Raw genomic sequence first — 18591 nt, 5'->3', positions numbered from 1 at the left:
CCCTCCTTGATTCTTAAGTATCTTTAAAATTAATTGTCTTCGCTTAGCCAATAATAGCTAGAATGTCACTTTCACGAAGAATTAAGTATTCATTACCTTCATACTTCACTTCTGTGCCTGCAAATTTAGAGAAAATAATTGTATTTCCTTCTGCGACTTCCAAAGGAAATCTTTCTCCATTATCTGCTACACGACCAGACCCGACTGCAACAACTTTTCCTTCTTGCGGCTTTTCTTGTGCAGAATCTGGTAAAACAATTCCACTTGCTGTTTTCTGTACTTCTTCTACGAGTTCAATAATGACACGGTCTCCTAATGGCTTTAACATTATAAAAACCCTCCTTCATATATTTCAAAATGGTTTTATTTATTCTTAGCACTCACCAATGAAGAGTGCTAACACAATTATTATAATAATGAATTGTTTACCATTTTGCAAGTATTGCACTTGTTTTTTTTATGTTTTTTTTAAACATAGTAAATTACATTGGATTTCATCATTCAATTAGAAAAATCGAACTAGTACAATTCTATTCTAAAGTTATGTTAAAATACGTATATTGGACAATTATATATTATTAAAGGAGACGTTTAGCTTTGACTAGAAACTACATATACATCTTAGGAACATATATATTGATGCAACTTTCTTCTTATCCACTTCTATTGGTCCTAGAAATTGCTGATGTGAACGAAGACTATTTTGGAACAATAGGTATCGCGTGGACCGTATTCAGCTTTTTGGCAGCATTACTCATTATATTACTGTTGTTAAAACCTGAGAAAAATTTGAGAAAAGACCCAGAAGCAGCCAGTAATGGTATGGTAATCATTTGGTCTCTTATAGGCTTAATCTTAGCATTCATTGGCCAAGGGGTTATCAACTATCTTCAAACAACATTTCTTGGAGTTAGTCCAGATTCAGAGAATACCCAAAATATAATCGAAATTGCAAGAGCAGCACCAATCTTTATCATTGTAGTTGCTGTAATTGGTCCAATTTTAGAAGAAATTGTTTTTCGAAAAATCATTTTCGGAAGCATATATAAAAGAACGAACTTCTTTATTGGCGCCTTAGCTTCTGGTTTAATTTTTGCAGTGGTGCATAATGATTTCCCACACATTTTAACCTATCTAACAATTGGATTTGTGTTTGCGTTTATTTATGTTCAATCAAAACGGATTATTGTACCAATCATTGCACATGCATCGATGAATACAATGGTCGTCATTGCACAATTAAGTATTTCACCAGAAGAGCTTGAGAAAATGCTCGAGCAATATGAAAAATTACAAATGATAGTGATTGGAGGCTAACATATGCGAACCTCGCCATTGGTTGCAGCAACCTTTTACATTGGTATTGGGATTGCATTCACATATATAGGGATAACATCAATCCAAGAGACCGGTTGGAGTTTATTAATTCTATTATTTGCTATATTTGCTACTTTAGATTTTGCAGTAGCAATTCGCCTAATTAGAATACACATTCATATAAAGAAAGCGAAGAATTCAAAATAATAAAGCAGTGACCTAATTAGGTCACTGCTTTATTTCTATTCCTCTACTGCATCATTTGGATAATGCTTCATGAAGTATAACAATGACTGTAACTCAACTGCTAAATCAATGTGATGGACTCGGACATCTTCTGAAACATTTATACGTGCAGGTGTAAAATTTAAAATACCTGTAATTCCGGAATCAGTTAATCGATCCGTTATTTGTTGTGCCTCTGCACCTGGTACAGTTAAAATAACCGCCTCAACGTTACCAAGTTTCTTTTCCAAATCATCTATATGATGAATCGGTACACCTCCAATTTCTTGGCCTACTTTACCATCATCTGCATCAAATGCCATTTCTATTTTTGTGTTGTTATTTTTCGTGAAATTATAATGCAAAAAGGCAGTTCCTAAATTACCTACACCAATTAATGCTACATTGCTCGTCTCATCTTGATCTAATGTTTTTCTAAAGAAGCCTAATAAATATTCGACATTATAGCCATAACCTTTTTTACCTAATGCTCCAAAATACGAGAAATCTCGTCTAATCGTTGCAGAGTCAACTTTTACTGCTTCACTCAGTTCTTTTGAAGAGACACGCGATTTTCCTTGTATATGTAAATTATTTAAAAAGCGATAATATAATGGTAATCTTTTAGCTGTTGCTTGTGGTATTTTACTTTGCATATTTCAATCCCCTTTATAACAATTTGTACAAACCCCTAATAAACCTTGACCTAAAGCCATACGTTTTTAAAATCCAACGTATTTGTCGTGAACTAATTCACTTACTTCTTCTAGTATAAAGCAATTCACCAATTAATACACGTCCATTTGCTTGCTAGTGTGATAAAAAGTGCGATACACTAGAAAAGATGAGGTGAACAAAAAGATGATTTTAATGCAAGTAAACAATTTAGTGAAGAGATATGGTGCTGAATTAATTCTATCAAATATAAAATTAGAAATACAAACCAACGATCGGATTGCTATTGTTGGTAGAAATGGGGCAGGTAAATCAACCTTACTAAAAGTAATGGCTGGTCTCCTCTCTTACGATGAAGGTGAAATCCATAAACCAAAAGATGTCTCCTTAGGTTATTTAGCACAAAACACTGGGCTAGAGACCAATGAAACCATTTGGGCTGAAATGCTTCATGTTTTCGAGGATTTAATAAAAAAGGAAACTGCACTTCGTAAAATGGAATTACAAATGGGCGATCCTGCAATTATTCAAGATGAAAAAAGATATCAACAACTACTTGCACAATATGATATACAGCAACAAGCCTTTAAAATGGAGGGCGGTTATCACTACGAAGCCGATATAAAGTCTGTATTAAATGGCTTGCATTTTCAAGACTACGACCTAGAAACGCCAATTAATACACTTAGTGGTGGTCAGAAAACACGTTTAGCGTTAGGAAAACTACTTCTATCAAAGCCCTCTATTTTAATATTAGATGAACCAACAAACCATTTAGATATTGAAACATTAACATGGCTTGAAGGTTATTTAAATAATTATGATGGTGCGGTTGTAATTGTTTCACACGATCGTTATTTCTTAGATAAGACAACGAAAACGGTATATGAGATTTCCCGTAATCAGTCGAAAAAGTATCATGGTAATTATACTAAGTATTTAGAACAAAAGGCTGTAGATTATGAGTTAGAAATGAAGCAATTCGAGAAACAGCAAACCGAGATAAAAAAACTTGAAGATTTTGTTCAAAAGAATCTTGTTCGCGCATCTACAACTAAAAGAGCACAAAGTAGACGAAAACAACTAGAAAAGATGGATAGATTAGATCAACCCAGTGGTGATGAATCTTCAGCCACCTTCTCCTTCAATATAAATCGTAGAAGTGGTAATGATGTTTTAAAAATTAATAACCTTGCTTTTCGTTATAACAAGGATGAAGAGACTATCTTTTCTGACCTTACATTCCAAACAAATAGAGGTGACCGCATCGCTTTAGTTGGACCTAATGGTGTAGGGAAGACCACTTTATTAAAAACGATTATAGATGAACTAGAGCCTTCTAGTGGGTCTATCGATATTGGCAGCAATGTACAAATCGGTTATTATGATCAGGAACAAGCAAATCTCAGTTCCATTAAATCTGTTTTAATGGAACTTTGGGACGATTATCCAACAGTAAATGAAAAAGATATACGGACAGTGCTTGGTAACTTTTTATTCTCTGGTGACGATGTTTTAAAAAGTGTTAACTCCCTAAGTGGTGGTGAAAAGGCTAGACTAGCTCTTGCTAAACTCATGATGCAAAAGGCAAATCTATTAGTACTCGATGAGCCAACAAATCATTTAGATTTAGACAGTAAAGAGATATTAGAGGCTGCATTACTAGAGTTTCCAGGAACACTGATTTTCGTTTCACATGATCGTTATTTCATTAATGAAATTGCTTCTCAAGTTATCGAAATGCAACCAGACGGGGCTACTATTTTCTTAGGTGATTATGATTATTACTTAGAAAAGAAACAAGAAGCGTTTGAATTAAAAAAATTAGAAGAGCAGACTTCTAATCAAGTCACAAAAACCAAAGACGTGAAGACTAACTTTCATACTGATAAAGAAAAGAAGCAAACACAACGTAAGAAAGAGAGACGAATTACAGAAATAGAAAATAAAATAGAAGTACTCGAACAGGAAATAGCTGAAAATGAAGATTTATTATGCCAGCCAGAAATTTTTCAAGATCATGAAAAAGCTTTAGAATTAACAGAAAAAAATGACCAGAATAATAAACAAATGGAAGATTTAATGGAGGAATGGGAATTGCTTCAGGAAGAAGTGAAAGGCTAACAAAAGAGTTAGCCTTTTTTATTGTCCACAGGGTTATATACATAAAAAGTACTTATAATATAATGTATTTACAAGTTATCCACTTTATCAACAGTTTTTTAACTACTTACCCACAGAAATTGTGCACAACTATAGTATATGTTATTAGTGGGTTTGTAAAAATGTATCCACATTTCGAATAACTTTCTGTGGATAACATAGTTTTTCATTTAAAAAAGAAGCGAAAGGAATTATTTATCCTTTCGCTTCTTAGCGTCGACCATAGAGCTCAATATCTAACCCAGGGTTAGCATTTAAAAACCAATCTGAACGATGACCTAAGGTGTAAGCAATCGATCCTGCAGCGCCTATCATTGCAGCATTATCGGTACACAACCATAACGGTGGTATGAGTAACGCTACTGGTTCCTGTTCAAACTTATCTGTTAAGGACTTTCGTAAGGTTTGATTCGCAGCTACACCACCTGCTACAATAACTTGCTTTACCTGGTATTTCTTTGCTGCTTGATAAGCCTTTTCTGTTAAAACCTCTACCACACTAGCTTGGAAACTTGCTGCTATATCTTCTTTCTTTAAAACTTCTCCACGTTGCGTCGCATTATGAATCGTATTGATTACGGAGGATTTCAAGCCACTAAAACTAAAGTCATAAGAGCCTTCTTCAAGCCAAGCACGTGGAAAATCGATCACTTCTTTACCTATTTGTGCTAGTTTATCAATTTGTGGTCCACCAGGATAGGGTAAATCCAATGTTCTGGCAACTTTATCATAAGCTTCACCAGCTGCATCATCTCGCGTTTCACCAATGACTTCAAATTTTCCATGTTCTCGCATTAAAATTAACTCTGTATGTCCACCAGAAACAACTAATGCAAGGAGTGGAAAAGTGAATTCTTCCAATAACCGATTTGCATAAATATGACCCGCAATATGATGTACACCAATTAGTGGTTTATTATGAGCAAATGCTAAGGCTTTTGCTGCATTTACCCCAACTAACAAAGCACCAACTAGACCTGGGCCTTCTGTAACAGCAATTGCATCAACATCATCTACAGTCATTTTAGCTTGTTCAAATGTTTCCTCTAATACAATTGTAATTTGTTCAACATGATGTCGTGATGCAATTTCAGGGACAACACCACCAAAACGCTTATGACTTTCAATTTGTGATGCTACTACGTTAGCTACTACTTCTGTTCCATTTTTAATAACCGCAGCAGCAGTTTCATCGCAACTCGTTTCTATTGCTAATATGTATTCATCTTTTTTTGTATGCATTATAAGTCCACCCACATCACTATTGCATCTTCATTATTATCAGTATAATAATTTTTCCTTATACCGGCCGGTTTTAAACCAAACTTCCGATATAACCTCTGTGCAATTATATTTGATACACGTACTTCCAAAGAAAGTCTTCTTACCCCACTTGCAATAACTTGATTAATAATATATTGGAATAAACCTACACCATAATTTTGACCACGATAATCTGGCAAGATAGCTATATTTGTTATTTGTGCCTCATCAATTACGATCCATACACCACAAAAACCAATGATCTTATCGTTTTTTTCTACAACATAATAATGTGCGTATGAATTTTCCGTCAACTCTTTTTCATATATATCTATTGTCCACGGTAAGGTAAATGATTTTTTTTCAATCATTGCTACTTCTTCTATATCTTTATATGTCATTTCTCTAAAAAGGATATCATCCATTATGTTCTTTCCTTTGTGCTTCTAACCATTTCGCTTCAGCCTCTACTAACCGTAAATAATTTGGAATTAACTCATGTACATTAGTAGGTTGACGATCTCTTCCTGCTATTGCTAATAGTGATGGTCTTGCAATATGAAATGATTCTAATGGAATAATGGCCAACTCGCCAAGTGTCTCCATTATTAATTCCCTATACATCTCTATGTCTGGACTTAAAAAAATGATCTTTTCATTTTTTTGTTTTAATTGCTTTAACCAATCTTCAAATAAAATATTTTGTTCCTCTTCTACTGATTCCAATACACCAATATCATTAGGTTGGTACAATCCAGTATAGACTAATCCACGTCTCGCATCAAAAAACGGACAAATAAGTTGTTGAAAACTTGCTGCCTGTAGTGCTAGTGTCTCTAAACTAGAAATTCCTATTACAGGAATATTTAAAGACCATGCCATCGTTTTAGCAGTTGATAATCCTATTCTTACACCAGTATACGACCCCGGACCTTTCGCAACAACAATTCTTGATAAGTCTCTGGGCGCTAACATTGCATCACTCATAAGTTGCTGAATAGCAGGCATTAATCGAACAGAATGCTGATTCTTACTGTTAGAAATATATTCAACTTTCAATTTATCTTGTTCGTATATGGCAATTCCCATCGTCTCACTTGATGTATCTATTGCTAGTATATTCATCGTAATAACTCCTCACATAACCTTTGAAAATCAGCGCTTTTTGGATAAAATGTAATCTTTCGTTTTAGATCGTCTATCACTTCTAAAGATATATCTAACCGCGCTTCAGGTAAAAACGGTTGAATGAATTGTGGCCATTCTACTATCGATATACCATTTCCATTAAAGTATTCGTCAAATCCAATGTCTTCTTCACTATCTTCTAGACGATAAACATCCATATGATAAAGTGTTAATTCACCGACATACTCTTTTACAATTGTATAGGTGGGGCTATTTATTGTTCGCCTAACACCTAATCCAGCACCTATTCCCTTAGTAAAAGTCGTTTTACCAGCACCTAAATCACCTTTTAATGTGACTACATCACCTGGTCTTAACAAGATTGCTAACTTTTCAGCAAAACGCGTTGTTTCCTCAGATGTATGTGTTATAATCTCAAATTTTTTCGTCATAAACTCTATCTCCTATGTGTATAGCCGTCTTTATTTAATAACTTCTTCGCTCCACCTTCATGGATAAAAGCCAGCTTATTAGTAGACTCTTCATCTGATACAAAGCCAATCTTTGTAATTTTCGTATTTGTTTTCTTAGCTGCCTCTTGGACTCTATTCCAATCTTTTTGGGGAACTGATCCTATCAACTCAAAATCCTCTCCGCCAAACAATTGAAAGTTTCGTTGTTGTTCACTTGTAAATTGCGTTAAATTCTCATGCTTTGGTAGTTTTAACAAATCAAGATGAATGGTAAGATTTGACGCGACAGCAAGCTCATTTGCTTCACTAGCAATTCCATCACTTATATCATTTAATGCTACACGATCTAATTCTCCTAAAGCTTCTGCAAATGCCACTCGTGGTGTAGGTAAACGATGTCGATCAATTAAATACTTATGATTCTTTAAGTTATCCAATTCTTTTGTAGTTAATAAATATAGTCCTGCAGCGGCATCTCCTAATGTTCCCGTTACGAATAGTATATCATTTTCTTTCATGTCACTTCGATACCGTGCTTTTCCTTTGTCGACAATACCTATAATTGTAACAGAAACTACTAACTCGGAACCAGCTACAGTATCACCACCAATTAAATCCATACGATAATTTGATGCAATAGCCTTCATTCCTTGATAAATTTCTTGTAACTCCTGATCAGACCAATCCTCTGGTATTACTATTGAGATCATATAATAAGTCGGCGTAGCACCCATTGCTGCCATATCACTGATATTTGTAGCCAAGACGCGGTATCCAACATGATACGGATCCATTGTTTCTCTTGAGAAATGAATATTCTCAACGAATGTATCAACAGCTGTGACTACATCTTGATAATTCTGGCGAAAAACAGCTGCATCATCACCAATTCCTTTAACTATGCTTGATTGTTTATACGTACTCTGTTTAATTGAATCAATAAATTTAAACTCATCCATGAACGACCCTCATTTTTTATTATTACTATCTATATCATAGCAAAAAAACAAACAATTAAAAATCATGACGCATATATTTAGGCTATTTCAAGAAGATATATCTATAAACTTCGACGTAAACATTACAGGCTTAACACGCTTTGGAAATACATTAGTTGGTACAGTTTATTGTTGGAGGTGCTATATCAACTATAACAGATAGATCAACGTTGTTATGAGCACAATAAAACTTTATGAGCCAACAGATTGCGTATTGCGTATTACTTTTAAATTATATCCAACTGAAGAAGCAAATGGATGATACTCATGGAAAATTAAAAGCGATTTTCTTCTTGCAATGTATAGCTTTGAAGCATTACTTGTTCTGTGGGAACAGCACGAGTCGAAGATCCACTTGGTAATTTGTTTTTCTTTACCAATGAAAACTTTAAGCTTTGCGCACAGAAAAGGGAGTCAATTTGCTGACATAGTGGATAAAAAAATTTCGCTGCGTCGAAATATAGATCGAGTCATACATTTTAAAAGTAATATATTTTATTAATCGTCCTTCAATGAAAAATTAGTATTCAGAAAAAGTATAATTTTGGTAGATAAATAATTTTATTCAAAAAAGCCTTAGGAGTATATTCCTAAGGCTTCAATTATATGTATTATTAATTTAAAATAAAAATGGCGGTCCGGACGGGACTCGAACCCGCGACCTCCTGCGTGACAGGCAGGCATTCTAACCAACTGAACTACCGGACCAATAATTTGGTTGCGGGGGCAAGATTTGAACTTGCGACCTTCGGGTTATGAGCCCGACGAGCTACCAGACTGCTCCACCCCGCGATAATGTAGATTATATAACCTACTATATTAAAAAAATTCTGGCTTAGCGACGTCCTACTCTCGCAGGGGCAAAGCCCCAACTACCATGAGCGCTGAAGAGCTTAACTGCTGTGTTCGGCATGGGAACAGGTGTGACCTCTTCGCTATTGTCACTAAACCATTTTGAAGATAGTGTACCTTCAAAACTAGATAAGAATTACAACAAGACACCATATAGTATTATAGTTAAGTCCTCGATCTATTAGTATTCGTCAGCTACACGTGTCACCACGCTTCCACCTCGAACCTATCAACCTCATCGTCTCTGAGGGATCTTACTCTAAAAAGATGAGAAGTCTCATCTTGAGGGGGGCTTCATGCTTAGATGCTTTCAGCACTTATCCCTTCCACACGTAGCTACCCAGCGATGCTCTTGGCAGAACAACTGGTACACCAGCGGTGTGTCCATCCCGGTCCTCTCGTACTAAGGACAGCTCCTCTCAAACTTCTTGCGCCCACGACGGATAGGGACCGAACTGTCTCACGACGTTCTGAACCCAGCTCGCGTACCGCTTTAATGGGCGAACAGCCCAACCCTTGGGACCGACTACAGCCCCAGGATGCGATGAGCCGACATCGAGGTGCCAAACCTCCCCGTCGATGTGGACTCTTGGGGGAGATAAGCCTGTTATCCCCGGGGTAGCTTTTATCCGTTGAGCGACGGCCCTTCCATACGGTACCGCCGGATCACTAAGCCCGACTTTCGTCCCTGCTCGACTTGTAGGTCTCGCAGTCAAGCTCCCTTCTGCCTTTACACTCTTCGAATGATTTCCAACCATTCTGAGGGAACCTTTGGGCGCCTCCGTTACTCTTTAGGAGGCGACCGCCCCAGTCAAACTGCCCACCTGACACTGTCTCCGAACCGGATCACGGTTCTGGGTTAGAAGGTCAACACAGCCAGGGTGGTATCCCACGGGCGCCTCGACGTAAGCTAGCGCTCACGCTTCAACGGCTCCCACCTATCCTGTACAAGCTGTGCCGACATTCAATATCAGGCTACAGTAAAGCTCCACGGGGTCTTTCCGTCCTGTCGCGGGTAATGCGCATCTTCACGCATCGTATAATTTCACCGGGTCTCTCGTTGAGACAGTGCCCAAGTCGTTGCACCTTTCGTGCGGGTCGGAACTTACCCGACAAGGAATTTCGCTACCTTAGGACCGTTATAGTTACGGCCGCCGTTTACTGGGGCTTCGGTTCAGCGCTTCGCCCGAAAGCTAACGCATCCCCTTAACCTTCCAGCACCGGGCAGGTGTCAGCCCCTATACTTCGCCTTACGGCTTCGCAGAGACCTGTGTTTTTGCTAAACAGTCGCTTGGGCCTTTTCACTGCGGCTTCTCGTAAAAGAAGCACCCCTTCTCCCGAAGTTACGGGGTCATTTTGCCGAGTTCCTTAACGAGAGTTCTCCCGATCACCTTAGAATTCTCTTCTCGCCTACCTGTGTCGGTTTACGGTACGGGCACCTCTTTCCTCACTAGAGGCTTTTCTTGGCAGTGTGAAATCCGGAACTTCGGTACTTAAGTTCCCTCCCCATCACAGCTCAACCTTACATTGGACGGATTTACCTATCCAACAGCCTCACTGCTTGGGCGCGCATAACCAGCAGCGCGCTTTCCATATCCTACTGCGTCCCCCCGTTGTTCAAACGGAAAGGAGGTGGTACAGGAATATCAACCTGTTGTCCATCGCCTACGCCTTTCGGCCTCGGCTTAGGTCCCGACTAACCCTGAGCGGACGAGCCTTCCTCAGGAAACCTTGGGCTTTCGGTGAAGAAGATTCTCACTTCTTTTTCGCTACTCATACCGGCATTCTCACTTCTAAGCGCTCCACCAGTCCTCACGGTCTGACTTCGCTGCACTTAGAACGCTCTCCTACCAATCCAAGAAGTGCAATACTTCTTGGAATCCGTAGCTTCGGTGATACGTTTAGCCCCGGTACATTTTCGGCGCAGCGTCACTCGACCAGTGAGCTATTACGCACTCTTTAAATGATGGCTGCTTCTGAGCCAACATCCTGGTTGTCTATGCAACGCCACATCCTTTTCCACTTAACGTATACTTTGGGACCTTAGCTGACGGTCTGGGCTGTTTCCCTTTCGACTATGAACCTTATCACCCATAGTCTGACTCCCAAGGCAATATGATTGGCATTCGGAGTTTGACTGAATTCGGTAACCCGGTAAGGGCCCCTAGTCCAATCAGTGCTCTACCTCCAACATACGTTCCTTGAGGCTAGCCCTAAAGCTATTTCGGAGAGAACCAGCTATCTCCGTGTTCGATTGGCATTTCACCCCTACCCACACCTCATCCCCGCATTTTTCAACATGCGTGGGTTCGGGCCTCCAGTCAGTGTTACCTGACCTTCACCCTGGACATGGGTAGATCACACGGTTTCGGGTCTACGACCCTTTACTATCACGCCCTATTCAGACTCGCTTTCGCTGCGGCTCCACCTGTGCGGCTTAACCTTGCAAAGAATCGTAACTCGCCGGTCCATTCTACAAAAGGTACGCCGTCACTCATTCTTTTTCCCGAAGGAAAATATCGAGCTTCGACTACTTGTAGGCACACGGTTTCAGGATCTCTTTCACTCCCCTTCCGGGGTGCTTTTCACCTTTCCCTCACGGTACTGGTACACTATCGGTCACTAGGGAGTATTTAGCCTTGGGAGATGGTCCTCCCGGATTCCGACGGAATTTCTCGTGTTCCGCCGTACTCAGGATCCACGCTGGAGGAAACGTCCTTTTCATTACAGGGCTCTTACCTTCTTCGGCTGATCGTTCCAGATCGATTCATGTAAAACGTTTCTTTGTAACTCCGTATAGCGTGTCCTACAACCCCAAAAAGCAAGCTTTTTGGTTTGGGCTGATTCCGTTTCGCTCGCCGCTACTCAGGAAATCGCATTTGCTTTCTCTTCCTCCGGGTACTAAGATGTTTCAGTTCCCCGGGTCTGCCTCACTTTACCTATGTATTCAGTAAAGTGTCCTACTCCATTACGAGCAGGGGGTTCCCCCATTCGGAAATTCCTGGATCAATGCCTACGTACGGCTCCCCAAGACATATCGGTGTTTGTCCCGTCCTTCTTCGGCTCCTAGTGCCAAGGCATCCACCGTGCGCCCTTTCTTACTTAACTATATTAGTTAATAAAAGCGTTTGGTTCTTCTTACTTTGATATGATGTCTTGTCATATGTTAGGCTCACGTTCTGTTTTATACAAAGTACAATCCTTCTCGCTTCCTAACTTCTTATCTAGTTTTCAAGGTACATAAAATGAAAGATACTTGATCTCTCAAAACTGAACCAAACCACACAGTATGTTTTCCTATTATGTCCAGCTTCTAGCACGCAACGACTAGTAAACTTCCTTCTCCTCCGTACGATAAGGCAACATCAACTCACTTTCGTTCGTTGTGTTTTCTTTATCTCCTTCGGTTCAGTCCAGTTCATACGTCGTTAAACGCGTGCTTACGCTTTTCATTTATCCTTAGAAAGGAGGTGATCCAGCCGCACCTTCCGATACGGCTACCTTGTTACGACTTCACCCCAATCATTGGCCCCACCTTCGGCGGCTGGTTCCTGTAAAGGTTACCTCACCGACTTCGGGTGTTGCTAACTCTCGTGGTGTGACGGGCGGTGTGTACAAGACCCGGGAACGTATTCACCGCGGCATGCTGATCCGCGATTACTAGCGATTCCGGCTTCATGTAGGCGAGTTGCAGCCTACAATCCGAACTGAGAATGGTTTTATGGGATTTGCTTCACCTCGCGGCTTCGCTGCCCTTTGTACCATCCATTGTAGCACGTGTGTAGCCCAGGTCATAAGGGGCATGATGATTTGACGTCATCCCCACCTTCCTCCGGTTTATCACCGGCAGTCACTTTAGAGTGCCCAACTAAATGCTGGCAACTAAAATCAAGGGTTGCGCTCGTTGCGGGACTTAACCCAACATCTCACGACACGAGCTGACGACAACCATGCACCACCTGTCACGCTGTCCCCGAAGGGAACGCCCTATCTCTAGGGTTGGCAGCGGATGTCAAGACCTGGTAAGGTTCTTCGCGTTGCTTCGAATTAAACCACATGCTCCACCGCTTGTGCGGGTCCCCGTCAATTCTTTTGAGTTTCAGCCTTGCGGCCGTACTCCCCAGGCGGAGTGCTTAATGCGTTAGCTGCAGCACTAAGGGGCGGAAACCCCCTAACACCTAGCACTCATCGTTTACGGCGTGGACTACCAGGGTATCTAATCCTGTTTGCTCCCCACGCTTTCGCGCCTCAGCGTCAGTTACAGACCAGAGAGTCGCCTTCGCCACTGGTGTTCCTCCACATATCTACGCATTTCACCGCTACACGTGGAATTCCACTCTCCTCTTCTGTACTCAAGTTCCCCAGTTTCCAATGACCGCTTGTGGTTGAGCCACAAGATTTCACATCAGACTTAAAGAACCGCCTGCGCGCGCTTTACGCCCAATAATTCCGGACAACGCTTGCCCCCTACGTATTACCGCGGCTGCTGGCACGTAGTTAGCCGGGGCTTCCTCGTTAGGTACCGTCAAGGTACCGTCCTGTTAGAACGGTACTTGTTCTTCCCTAACAACAGAACTTTACGATCCGAAAACCTTCATCGTTCACGCGGCGTTGCTCCGTCAGACTTTCGTCCATTGCGGAAGATTCCCTACTGCTGCCTCCCGTAGGAGTCTGGGCCGTGTCTCAGTCCCAGTGTGGCCGATCACCCTCTCAGGTCGGCTACGCATCGTCGCCTTGGTAGGCCATTACCCTACCAACTAGCTAATGCGCCGCGGGCCCATCTGTAAGTGACAGCCAGGGGTGAAAGTAAACTTTCACCCTAGCCGCCTTTCAACTTCCCTTTAGGTAAAGAAAAGTGTTATCCGGTATTAGCCCCGGTTTCCCGGAGTTATCCCAGTCTTACAGGCAGGTTGCCCACGTGTTACTCACCCGTCCGCCGCTCAATCCATAAGTTTCACCCCGAAGGGATTCACTTATTTCATGCGCTCGACTTGCATGTATTAGGCACGCCGCCAGCGTTCGTCCTGAGCCAAGATCAAACTCTCCATAAAATGCGAGCTTGCTGCTCAAATACTTAACTAGCTTGTTGTTTCTACTTACTTAACATACTGTGTGTTTCGTTCAGTTTTCAAAGATCAATTGTTAAATGGTGGGCCTGAGTGGACTCGAACCACCGACCTCACGCTTATCAGGCGTGCGCTCTAACCAGGCTGAGCTACAGGCCCATTTTACAATGGAGCGGGTGAAGGGAATTGAACCCTCGACATCAGCTTGGAAGGCTGAGGTTTTACCACTAAACTACACCCGCATTATTAAATATATAAATTGTCCTCATGGTCGGGAAGACAGGATTTGAACCTGCGACCCCTTGGTCCCAAACCAAGTGCTCTACCAAGCTGAGCTACTTCCCGGTTATGATGCGCCCGAGAGGAATCGAACCCCTAGCCTTTTGATCCGAAGTCAAACGCTCTATCCAATTGAGCTACGGGCGCTCGTTAAAGCGACATATTTAAATATATCACAGAGCACCTAAAACGTCAATGATTTTCTATAGTCAACTTGGTGCGGTCGAGAGGACTTGAACCTCCACGGGTTATTCACCCACTAGGCCCTCAACCTAGCGCGTCTGCCGTTCCGCCACGACCGCATATATAATTGAGACAAAAGAAACAACTATATGTGATGAGCCATGAAGGACTTGAACCTTCGACCCTCTGATTAAAAGTCAGATGCTCTACCGGCTGAGCTAATGGCTCGAATTATAAAATACCAAATTTTAATTTTCTTTGTAACAATAGAAAATCCTTCGAAAACACTTACGTTCCAAAGGTTTTAATATAGTAGAAATATTTAAGTTTGCTTTATTTAAAATGGCTGGGCTAGCTGGATTCGAACCAGCGCATGACGATACCAAAAACCGTTGCCTTACCGCTTGGCTATAGCCCATAAATAATGGCGGTCCGGACGGGACTCGAACCCGCGACCTCCTGCGTGACAGGCAGGCATTCTAACCAACTGAACTACCGGACCAATAATTTTCGCAAAGCGAAAATATTCAAAATAATAAAAGTGACCCGTACGGGAATCGAACCCGTGATACCGCCGTGAAAGGGCGGTGTCTTAACCGCTTGACCAACGGGCCTTGATAAAATATATAAAAATGGCGGAGAAGGAGGGATTTGAACCCTCGCGCCGCTTACACGACCTACACCCTTAGCAGGGGCGCCCCTTCAGCCACTTGGGTACTTCTCCAATGGCTCCACAGGTAGGACTCGAACCTACGACCGATCGGTTAACAGCCGATTGCTCTACCACTGAGCTACTGTGGAATAATTAAATGTTTTCTTTGGCGACTTTTAAAATAATACTACAATTAACACCCTATGTCAATAACATTTTTCAAAACTCTCTATTAGTCTTTTCATATACTGTCGACACTCCTTATATTCTACTAAAAAGAATAGGAAGAGGTCAAGCTTCTTATATAAAAAAGTAGGTCTGTTTTTCAAATGCTTATATAATTTAACATAAAATCTTATTACTCGTCAATCTTTTAATTAAAAAAACCGCTACAAATTTAATAACTGCTCTCATTACTAGAGCTTTACTAACTTTCCTCTGCATTTACCGCAACGATACTTCTTAACATTAAGTATTCTTTTTCTAGGATAAGGTTGTTTACATGCTATGCACTCATATAAATGTAACGGATCCTCATTCATTGTAGGTAAAGGCTGACAATGACGAGGTGATCCAGTATTCTCTAGCAAACGCTTAAATTCTATATCGCCATGCTTATATCCTCTTCCTTCTATATGTAAATGATAATGACATAACTCATGCTTAATTATACCGCAAAACTCTTCTAATCCTAATTCCTCTAAATATTTCGGATTTAATTCAATCGACCTTTTTGTTGGAAGATACCTTCCACCAGTAGTTCGTAATCTTTTATTAAAGGAAACTTTATCTATATATGGCTTTTTAAAATAAGTAAGTGACAATTCGTTGATCAATCGTTCTAATTCTATTTGTTCCATCTACTATACCCCTCATTTATCACATTCAACTTATGTCCTACATATCTTATATCATCATAACCAAACCAAGGAGAAGATCATATGCCCAATTGGTTCAAAAAACAAATGTCGGACGCCTTTCAAGAAAAAAACTTAAGACAGATAAAAATCTTAAATCAATGCTGGTTTTTTTATTTAGATAGAAGGATATCGAGATAGTCTCTCGATATCCTTCTATCTCTTAGTCTTCTTTAATCATCGTTAAAGCAATACGTTGTTTTTGCTCATCAACTTTATCGACCCAAACTGTTACTACATCACCAACAGCCGCTATATCCATTGGATGTTTAACAAACTTGTTTGACATCTTTGAAATATGAACAAGCCCATCTTGTTTAACACCAATATCCACAAACACACCGAAGTCCACTACATTGCGGACGGTACCTTGTAATTCTAAACCTGTTTTTAGATCTTCCATTGATAATACATTTTTCTTCAATAAAGGTTGTGCTAGATCATCACGCGGATCTCGTTCAGGACTACCCAATGCTTTAACAATATCCGATAAGGTTAACTTCCCTAAATCTAATTGTTCTGCAACAGCCTCAACATCAAGTTCTTCTAATTTCAGTTTTAGTTTTTCAGAACCTAAATCTTCGGTTTTACAACCAATCATTTTTAGTAAAGCTTTGGTAGCCGGATAACTCTCTGGATGAATAGGCGTACGGTCAAGAGGTTCAGTCCCATTAGAGACACGTAAAAACCCAATACTCTGTTCATACGTTTTGTTACCCAATCTTGGTATCTTTTTTAATTGCTTACGATCTGTAAATTTACCTAAAGATTCTCTTTCCTTGATCACATTGGTTGCTACGGTTTTACTTAAACCAGAAACATATTGCAATAAGGATGTCGACGCAGTATTTACATTAACCCCAACTTGGTTAACCGCAGTTTCTACCACGAATTTTAATGACTCATTCAAACTTTTTTGTGTGACATCATGTTGATACTGGCCTACCCCTATGGACTTCGGATCAATCTTAACCAATTCAGCTAAAGGATCTTGAACTCTTCTTGCAATCGACACAGCACTTCTCTCTTCCACTTTCAGGTCAGGAAATTCCTCTCTAGCCAACTTAGAAGCAGAATATACACTTGCTCCCGCCTCATTAACTATCATGTATGCTACAGAAAGATCGTGCTTACTAATTAAATCAGCAATAAATTGTTCTGTTTCCCTAGAAGCTGTACCATTTCCAATCGATATTAATTCAACATCATATCGTTTCAAATAGTCTAATACTATTTTTTCTGCACCAACTGTATCATGTTTTGGTGCAGTTGGATATATAACGTTAATATCAAATACTTTTCCAGTCTCATCAACAACTGCTAGTTTACAACCCGTACGAAAAGCAGGATCTACACCTAATATTGTTTTACCTTTAAGAGGTGGTTGTAATAAAAGGTTTTTAAGATTTTTCGAGAAAATATCAATCGCTTGTTTTTCTGCTGATTCAGATAATAAGTTGCGAATTTCTCGCTCTATTGACGGTTGAATAAGACGCTTATAACTGTCACTTATCGCTTGTTGTAAAAACGTCCGCACCGCTTCAGCTGCTTTTGTTTTTATTATTTTTCTTTCTAAATAAGCTTCAATACTTTCAATCGGTGGTAAAATACCTACCTTAATAATTCCCTCTTTTTCACCACGATTAAGCGCTAGTATACGGTGAGAGACAACAGAACGAATCGGCTCTTGGTATGCATAATACATTTCAAATACGCCTTTCTCATCCTCAGCCTTGTTCTTTACCTCTGATTGTATAATTCCTTTTTTATGTGTGCTCTCTCTTATGTATTCTCGATACACAGCATCATCAGATATCCATTCTGCAATAATATCATTAGCACCAGCAAGGACTTCTTCTACCGTTAGTAATTCATGCTCTTCTGATAAGTAAGAAGTCGCTTCTTGTTCTATGGAAATGACATCTTGTGTCCAAATTATTTCTGCTAATGGCTCTAAGCCTTTTGCCTTCGCAACGGTTGCTTTTGTTTTTCTTTTCTGTTTATATGGACGGTAAAGATCCTCTACTCGTTGTAATTGTGTTGCCTGTTCCACATCATTTTTCAGTGTATCTGTTAGTTTTCCTTGTTCATCAATTAAGCGAATTACTTCTTGCTTACGTTCAGATAAATGTACAGCATATTCCCATTTATCTTCAATTGTTTTGATTTGAACTTCATCCAATGCCCCTGTCTGCTCTTTACGATAACGAGCAATGAATGGCACAGTGTTGCCTTTTTCAAGTAATGTAATCACTTGATTAATTGAAGATGCAGCTATATCCGTTTCTTTTACTACCCAATCAATTATTTCTTTTAATGGTGCGGTGGCTTCTGTCACGTTATTTCCTCCTATCTATTCCTCTATAGTTTATCAAACTCCTATGTTTTTGCATAATAGAG

Annotated in this window: 13 protein-coding genes, 13 tRNA genes and 3 rRNA genes; 4 read left to right on the top strand and 25 right to left on the bottom strand. The window is 40.0% G+C overall.

Annotated elements, in window-relative coordinates:
• Window positions 1-43: 43 nt before the first annotated feature.
• Entirely contained in the window at window positions 44-328 is a 285-nt protein-coding gene (groES, locus tag DM447_RS02510; RefSeq protein ID WP_112179747.1) for a co-chaperone GroES, read from the bottom strand.
• A 269-nt stretch (window positions 329-597) separates the two neighbouring features.
• Here groES and DM447_RS02505 point away from each other — a divergent pair, with 269 nt between their 5' ends.
• On the top strand, window positions 598-1317 hold the full coding sequence (locus DM447_RS02505) for a CPBP family intramembrane glutamic endopeptidase (RefSeq protein ID WP_112179746.1): 720 nt from the start codon (window positions 598-600) through the stop codon (window positions 1315-1317).
• 3 nt (window positions 1318-1320) lie between these two features.
• Entirely contained in the window at window positions 1321-1524 is a 204-nt protein-coding gene (locus DM447_RS02500; RefSeq protein WP_112179745.1) for a DUF4305 domain-containing protein, read from the top strand.
• Between the two features lie 35 nt (window positions 1525-1559).
• On the opposite strand, the gene DM447_RS02495 is transcribed toward DM447_RS02500, so the two are convergent.
• Window positions 1560-2198 carry a redox-sensing transcriptional repressor Rex gene (locus DM447_RS02495; RefSeq protein WP_112179744.1) on the bottom strand — a complete coding sequence of 213 codons (639 nt, stop codon included), beginning with the start codon at window positions 2196-2198 and terminating at the stop codon, window positions 1560-1562.
• Window positions 2199-2403: 205 nt separating this feature from the next.
• Here DM447_RS02495 and DM447_RS02490 point away from each other — a divergent pair, with 205 nt between their 5' ends.
• Complete coding sequence (locus DM447_RS02490; RefSeq protein WP_112179743.1) at window positions 2404-4341, top strand: ABC-F family ATP-binding cassette domain-containing protein; 1938 nt, start codon at window positions 2404-2406, stop codon at window positions 4339-4341.
• A gap of 249 nt (window positions 4342-4590) precedes the next feature.
• Here the strand turns inward: DM447_RS02490 and tsaD are convergent, their stop codons facing one another.
• From tsaD to DM447_RS02380, 22 genes are all read right to left on the bottom strand, one after another.
• Window positions 4591-5622 carry a tRNA (adenosine(37)-N6)-threonylcarbamoyltransferase complex transferase subunit TsaD gene (gene tsaD, locus DM447_RS02485; RefSeq protein ID WP_112179742.1) on the bottom strand — a complete coding sequence of 344 codons (1032 nt, stop codon included), beginning with the start codon at window positions 5620-5622 and terminating at the stop codon, window positions 4591-4593.
• Entirely contained in the window at window positions 5622-6044 is a 423-nt protein-coding gene (gene rimI / locus DM447_RS02480; RefSeq protein ID WP_338418770.1) for a ribosomal protein S18-alanine N-acetyltransferase, read from the bottom strand. The genes tsaD and rimI overlap by 1 nt, the downstream gene beginning before the upstream one ends.
• 16 nt (window positions 6045-6060) lie before the next feature.
• Window positions 6061-6768, bottom strand: coding sequence for a tRNA (adenosine(37)-N6)-threonylcarbamoyltransferase complex dimerization subunit type 1 TsaB (tsaB, locus tag DM447_RS02475; protein WP_112179740.1), 708 nt, complete (start codon window positions 6766-6768; stop codon window positions 6061-6063).
• Window positions 6765-7223, bottom strand: a complete 459-nt coding sequence (tsaE, locus tag DM447_RS02470) for a tRNA (adenosine(37)-N6)-threonylcarbamoyltransferase complex ATPase subunit type 1 TsaE (protein ID WP_112179739.1) — start codon at window positions 7221-7223, stop codon at window positions 6765-6767. Before tsaE ends, tsaB begins: the two co-directional genes overlap by 4 nt.
• A gap of 5 nt (window positions 7224-7228) precedes the next feature.
• Window positions 7229-8203 carry a thiamine-phosphate kinase gene (gene thiL / locus DM447_RS02465; protein ID WP_112179738.1) on the bottom strand — a complete coding sequence of 325 codons (975 nt, stop codon included), beginning with the start codon at window positions 8201-8203 and terminating at the stop codon, window positions 7229-7231.
• Window positions 8204-8873: 670 nt separating this feature from the next.
• Window positions 8874-8950 (bottom strand) — tRNA-Asp (locus tag DM447_RS02460).
• Window positions 8951-8957: 7 nt separating this feature from the next.
• Window positions 8958-9034, bottom strand: a tRNA-Met gene (locus DM447_RS02455).
• Between the two features lie 41 nt (window positions 9035-9075).
• Window positions 9076-9191, bottom strand: a 5S ribosomal RNA gene (gene rrf / locus DM447_RS02450).
• 64 nt (window positions 9192-9255) lie between these two features.
• Window positions 9256-12202, bottom strand: a 23S ribosomal RNA gene (locus tag DM447_RS02445).
• A gap of 355 nt (window positions 12203-12557) precedes the next feature.
• Window positions 12558-14145 (bottom strand): 16S ribosomal RNA (locus DM447_RS02440).
• The 16S, 23S and 5S rRNA genes sit together here with 13 tRNA genes alongside, the layout of an rRNA operon.
• A 96-nt stretch (window positions 14146-14241) precedes the next feature.
• Window positions 14242-14319: transfer RNA gene (locus DM447_RS02435), tRNA-Ile, on the bottom strand.
• A 9-nt stretch (window positions 14320-14328) separates the two neighbouring features.
• Window positions 14329-14402, bottom strand: a tRNA-Gly gene (locus DM447_RS02430).
• A 26-nt stretch (window positions 14403-14428) separates the two neighbouring features.
• Window positions 14429-14505, bottom strand: a tRNA-Pro gene (locus tag DM447_RS02425).
• A gap of 7 nt (window positions 14506-14512) precedes the next feature.
• Window positions 14513-14586 (bottom strand) — tRNA-Arg (locus DM447_RS02420).
• Between the two features lie 68 nt (window positions 14587-14654).
• A tRNA-Leu gene (locus DM447_RS02415) sits at window positions 14655-14741 on the bottom strand.
• A gap of 36 nt (window positions 14742-14777) precedes the next feature.
• Window positions 14778-14850: transfer RNA gene (locus DM447_RS02410), tRNA-Lys, on the bottom strand.
• Between the two features lie 115 nt (window positions 14851-14965).
• Window positions 14966-15040 (bottom strand) — tRNA-Gln (locus DM447_RS02405).
• 7 nt (window positions 15041-15047) lie between these two features.
• Window positions 15048-15124, bottom strand: a tRNA-Asp gene (locus DM447_RS02400).
• Window positions 15125-15164: 40 nt separating this feature from the next.
• Window positions 15165-15236: transfer RNA gene (locus DM447_RS02395), tRNA-Glu, on the bottom strand.
• Between the two features lie 19 nt (window positions 15237-15255).
• Window positions 15256-15346: transfer RNA gene (locus DM447_RS02390), tRNA-Ser, on the bottom strand.
• A gap of 2 nt (window positions 15347-15348) precedes the next feature.
• Window positions 15349-15423 (bottom strand) — tRNA-Asn (locus DM447_RS02385).
• A 267-nt stretch (window positions 15424-15690) separates the two neighbouring features.
• Window positions 15691-16134, bottom strand: a complete 444-nt coding sequence (locus DM447_RS02380; protein WP_112179737.1) for a SprT family protein — start codon at window positions 16132-16134, stop codon at window positions 15691-15693.
• A gap of 81 nt (window positions 16135-16215) precedes the next feature.
• Between DM447_RS02380 and cmpA the strand changes: the two genes are divergently transcribed.
• Window positions 16216-16332, top strand: a complete 117-nt coding sequence (gene cmpA / locus DM447_RS02375) for a cortex morphogenetic protein CmpA (protein ID WP_112179736.1) — start codon at window positions 16216-16218, stop codon at window positions 16330-16332.
• A gap of 22 nt (window positions 16333-16354) precedes the next feature.
• Here cmpA and DM447_RS02370 read toward each other — a convergent pair whose 3' ends face one another.
• Window positions 16355-18529 carry a Tex family protein gene (locus tag DM447_RS02370; protein ID WP_112179735.1) on the bottom strand — a complete coding sequence of 725 codons (2175 nt, stop codon included), beginning with the start codon at window positions 18527-18529 and terminating at the stop codon, window positions 16355-16357.
• Window positions 18530-18591: the final 62 nt, after the last annotated feature.

Source organism: Paraliobacillus zengyii (genome assembly GCF_003268595.1).
Taxonomy (GTDB): domain Bacteria; phylum Bacillota; class Bacilli; order Bacillales; family Amphibacillaceae; genus Paraliobacillus_A; species Paraliobacillus_A zengyii.
This window is presented reverse-complemented; position numbering and strand designations above follow the sequence as displayed.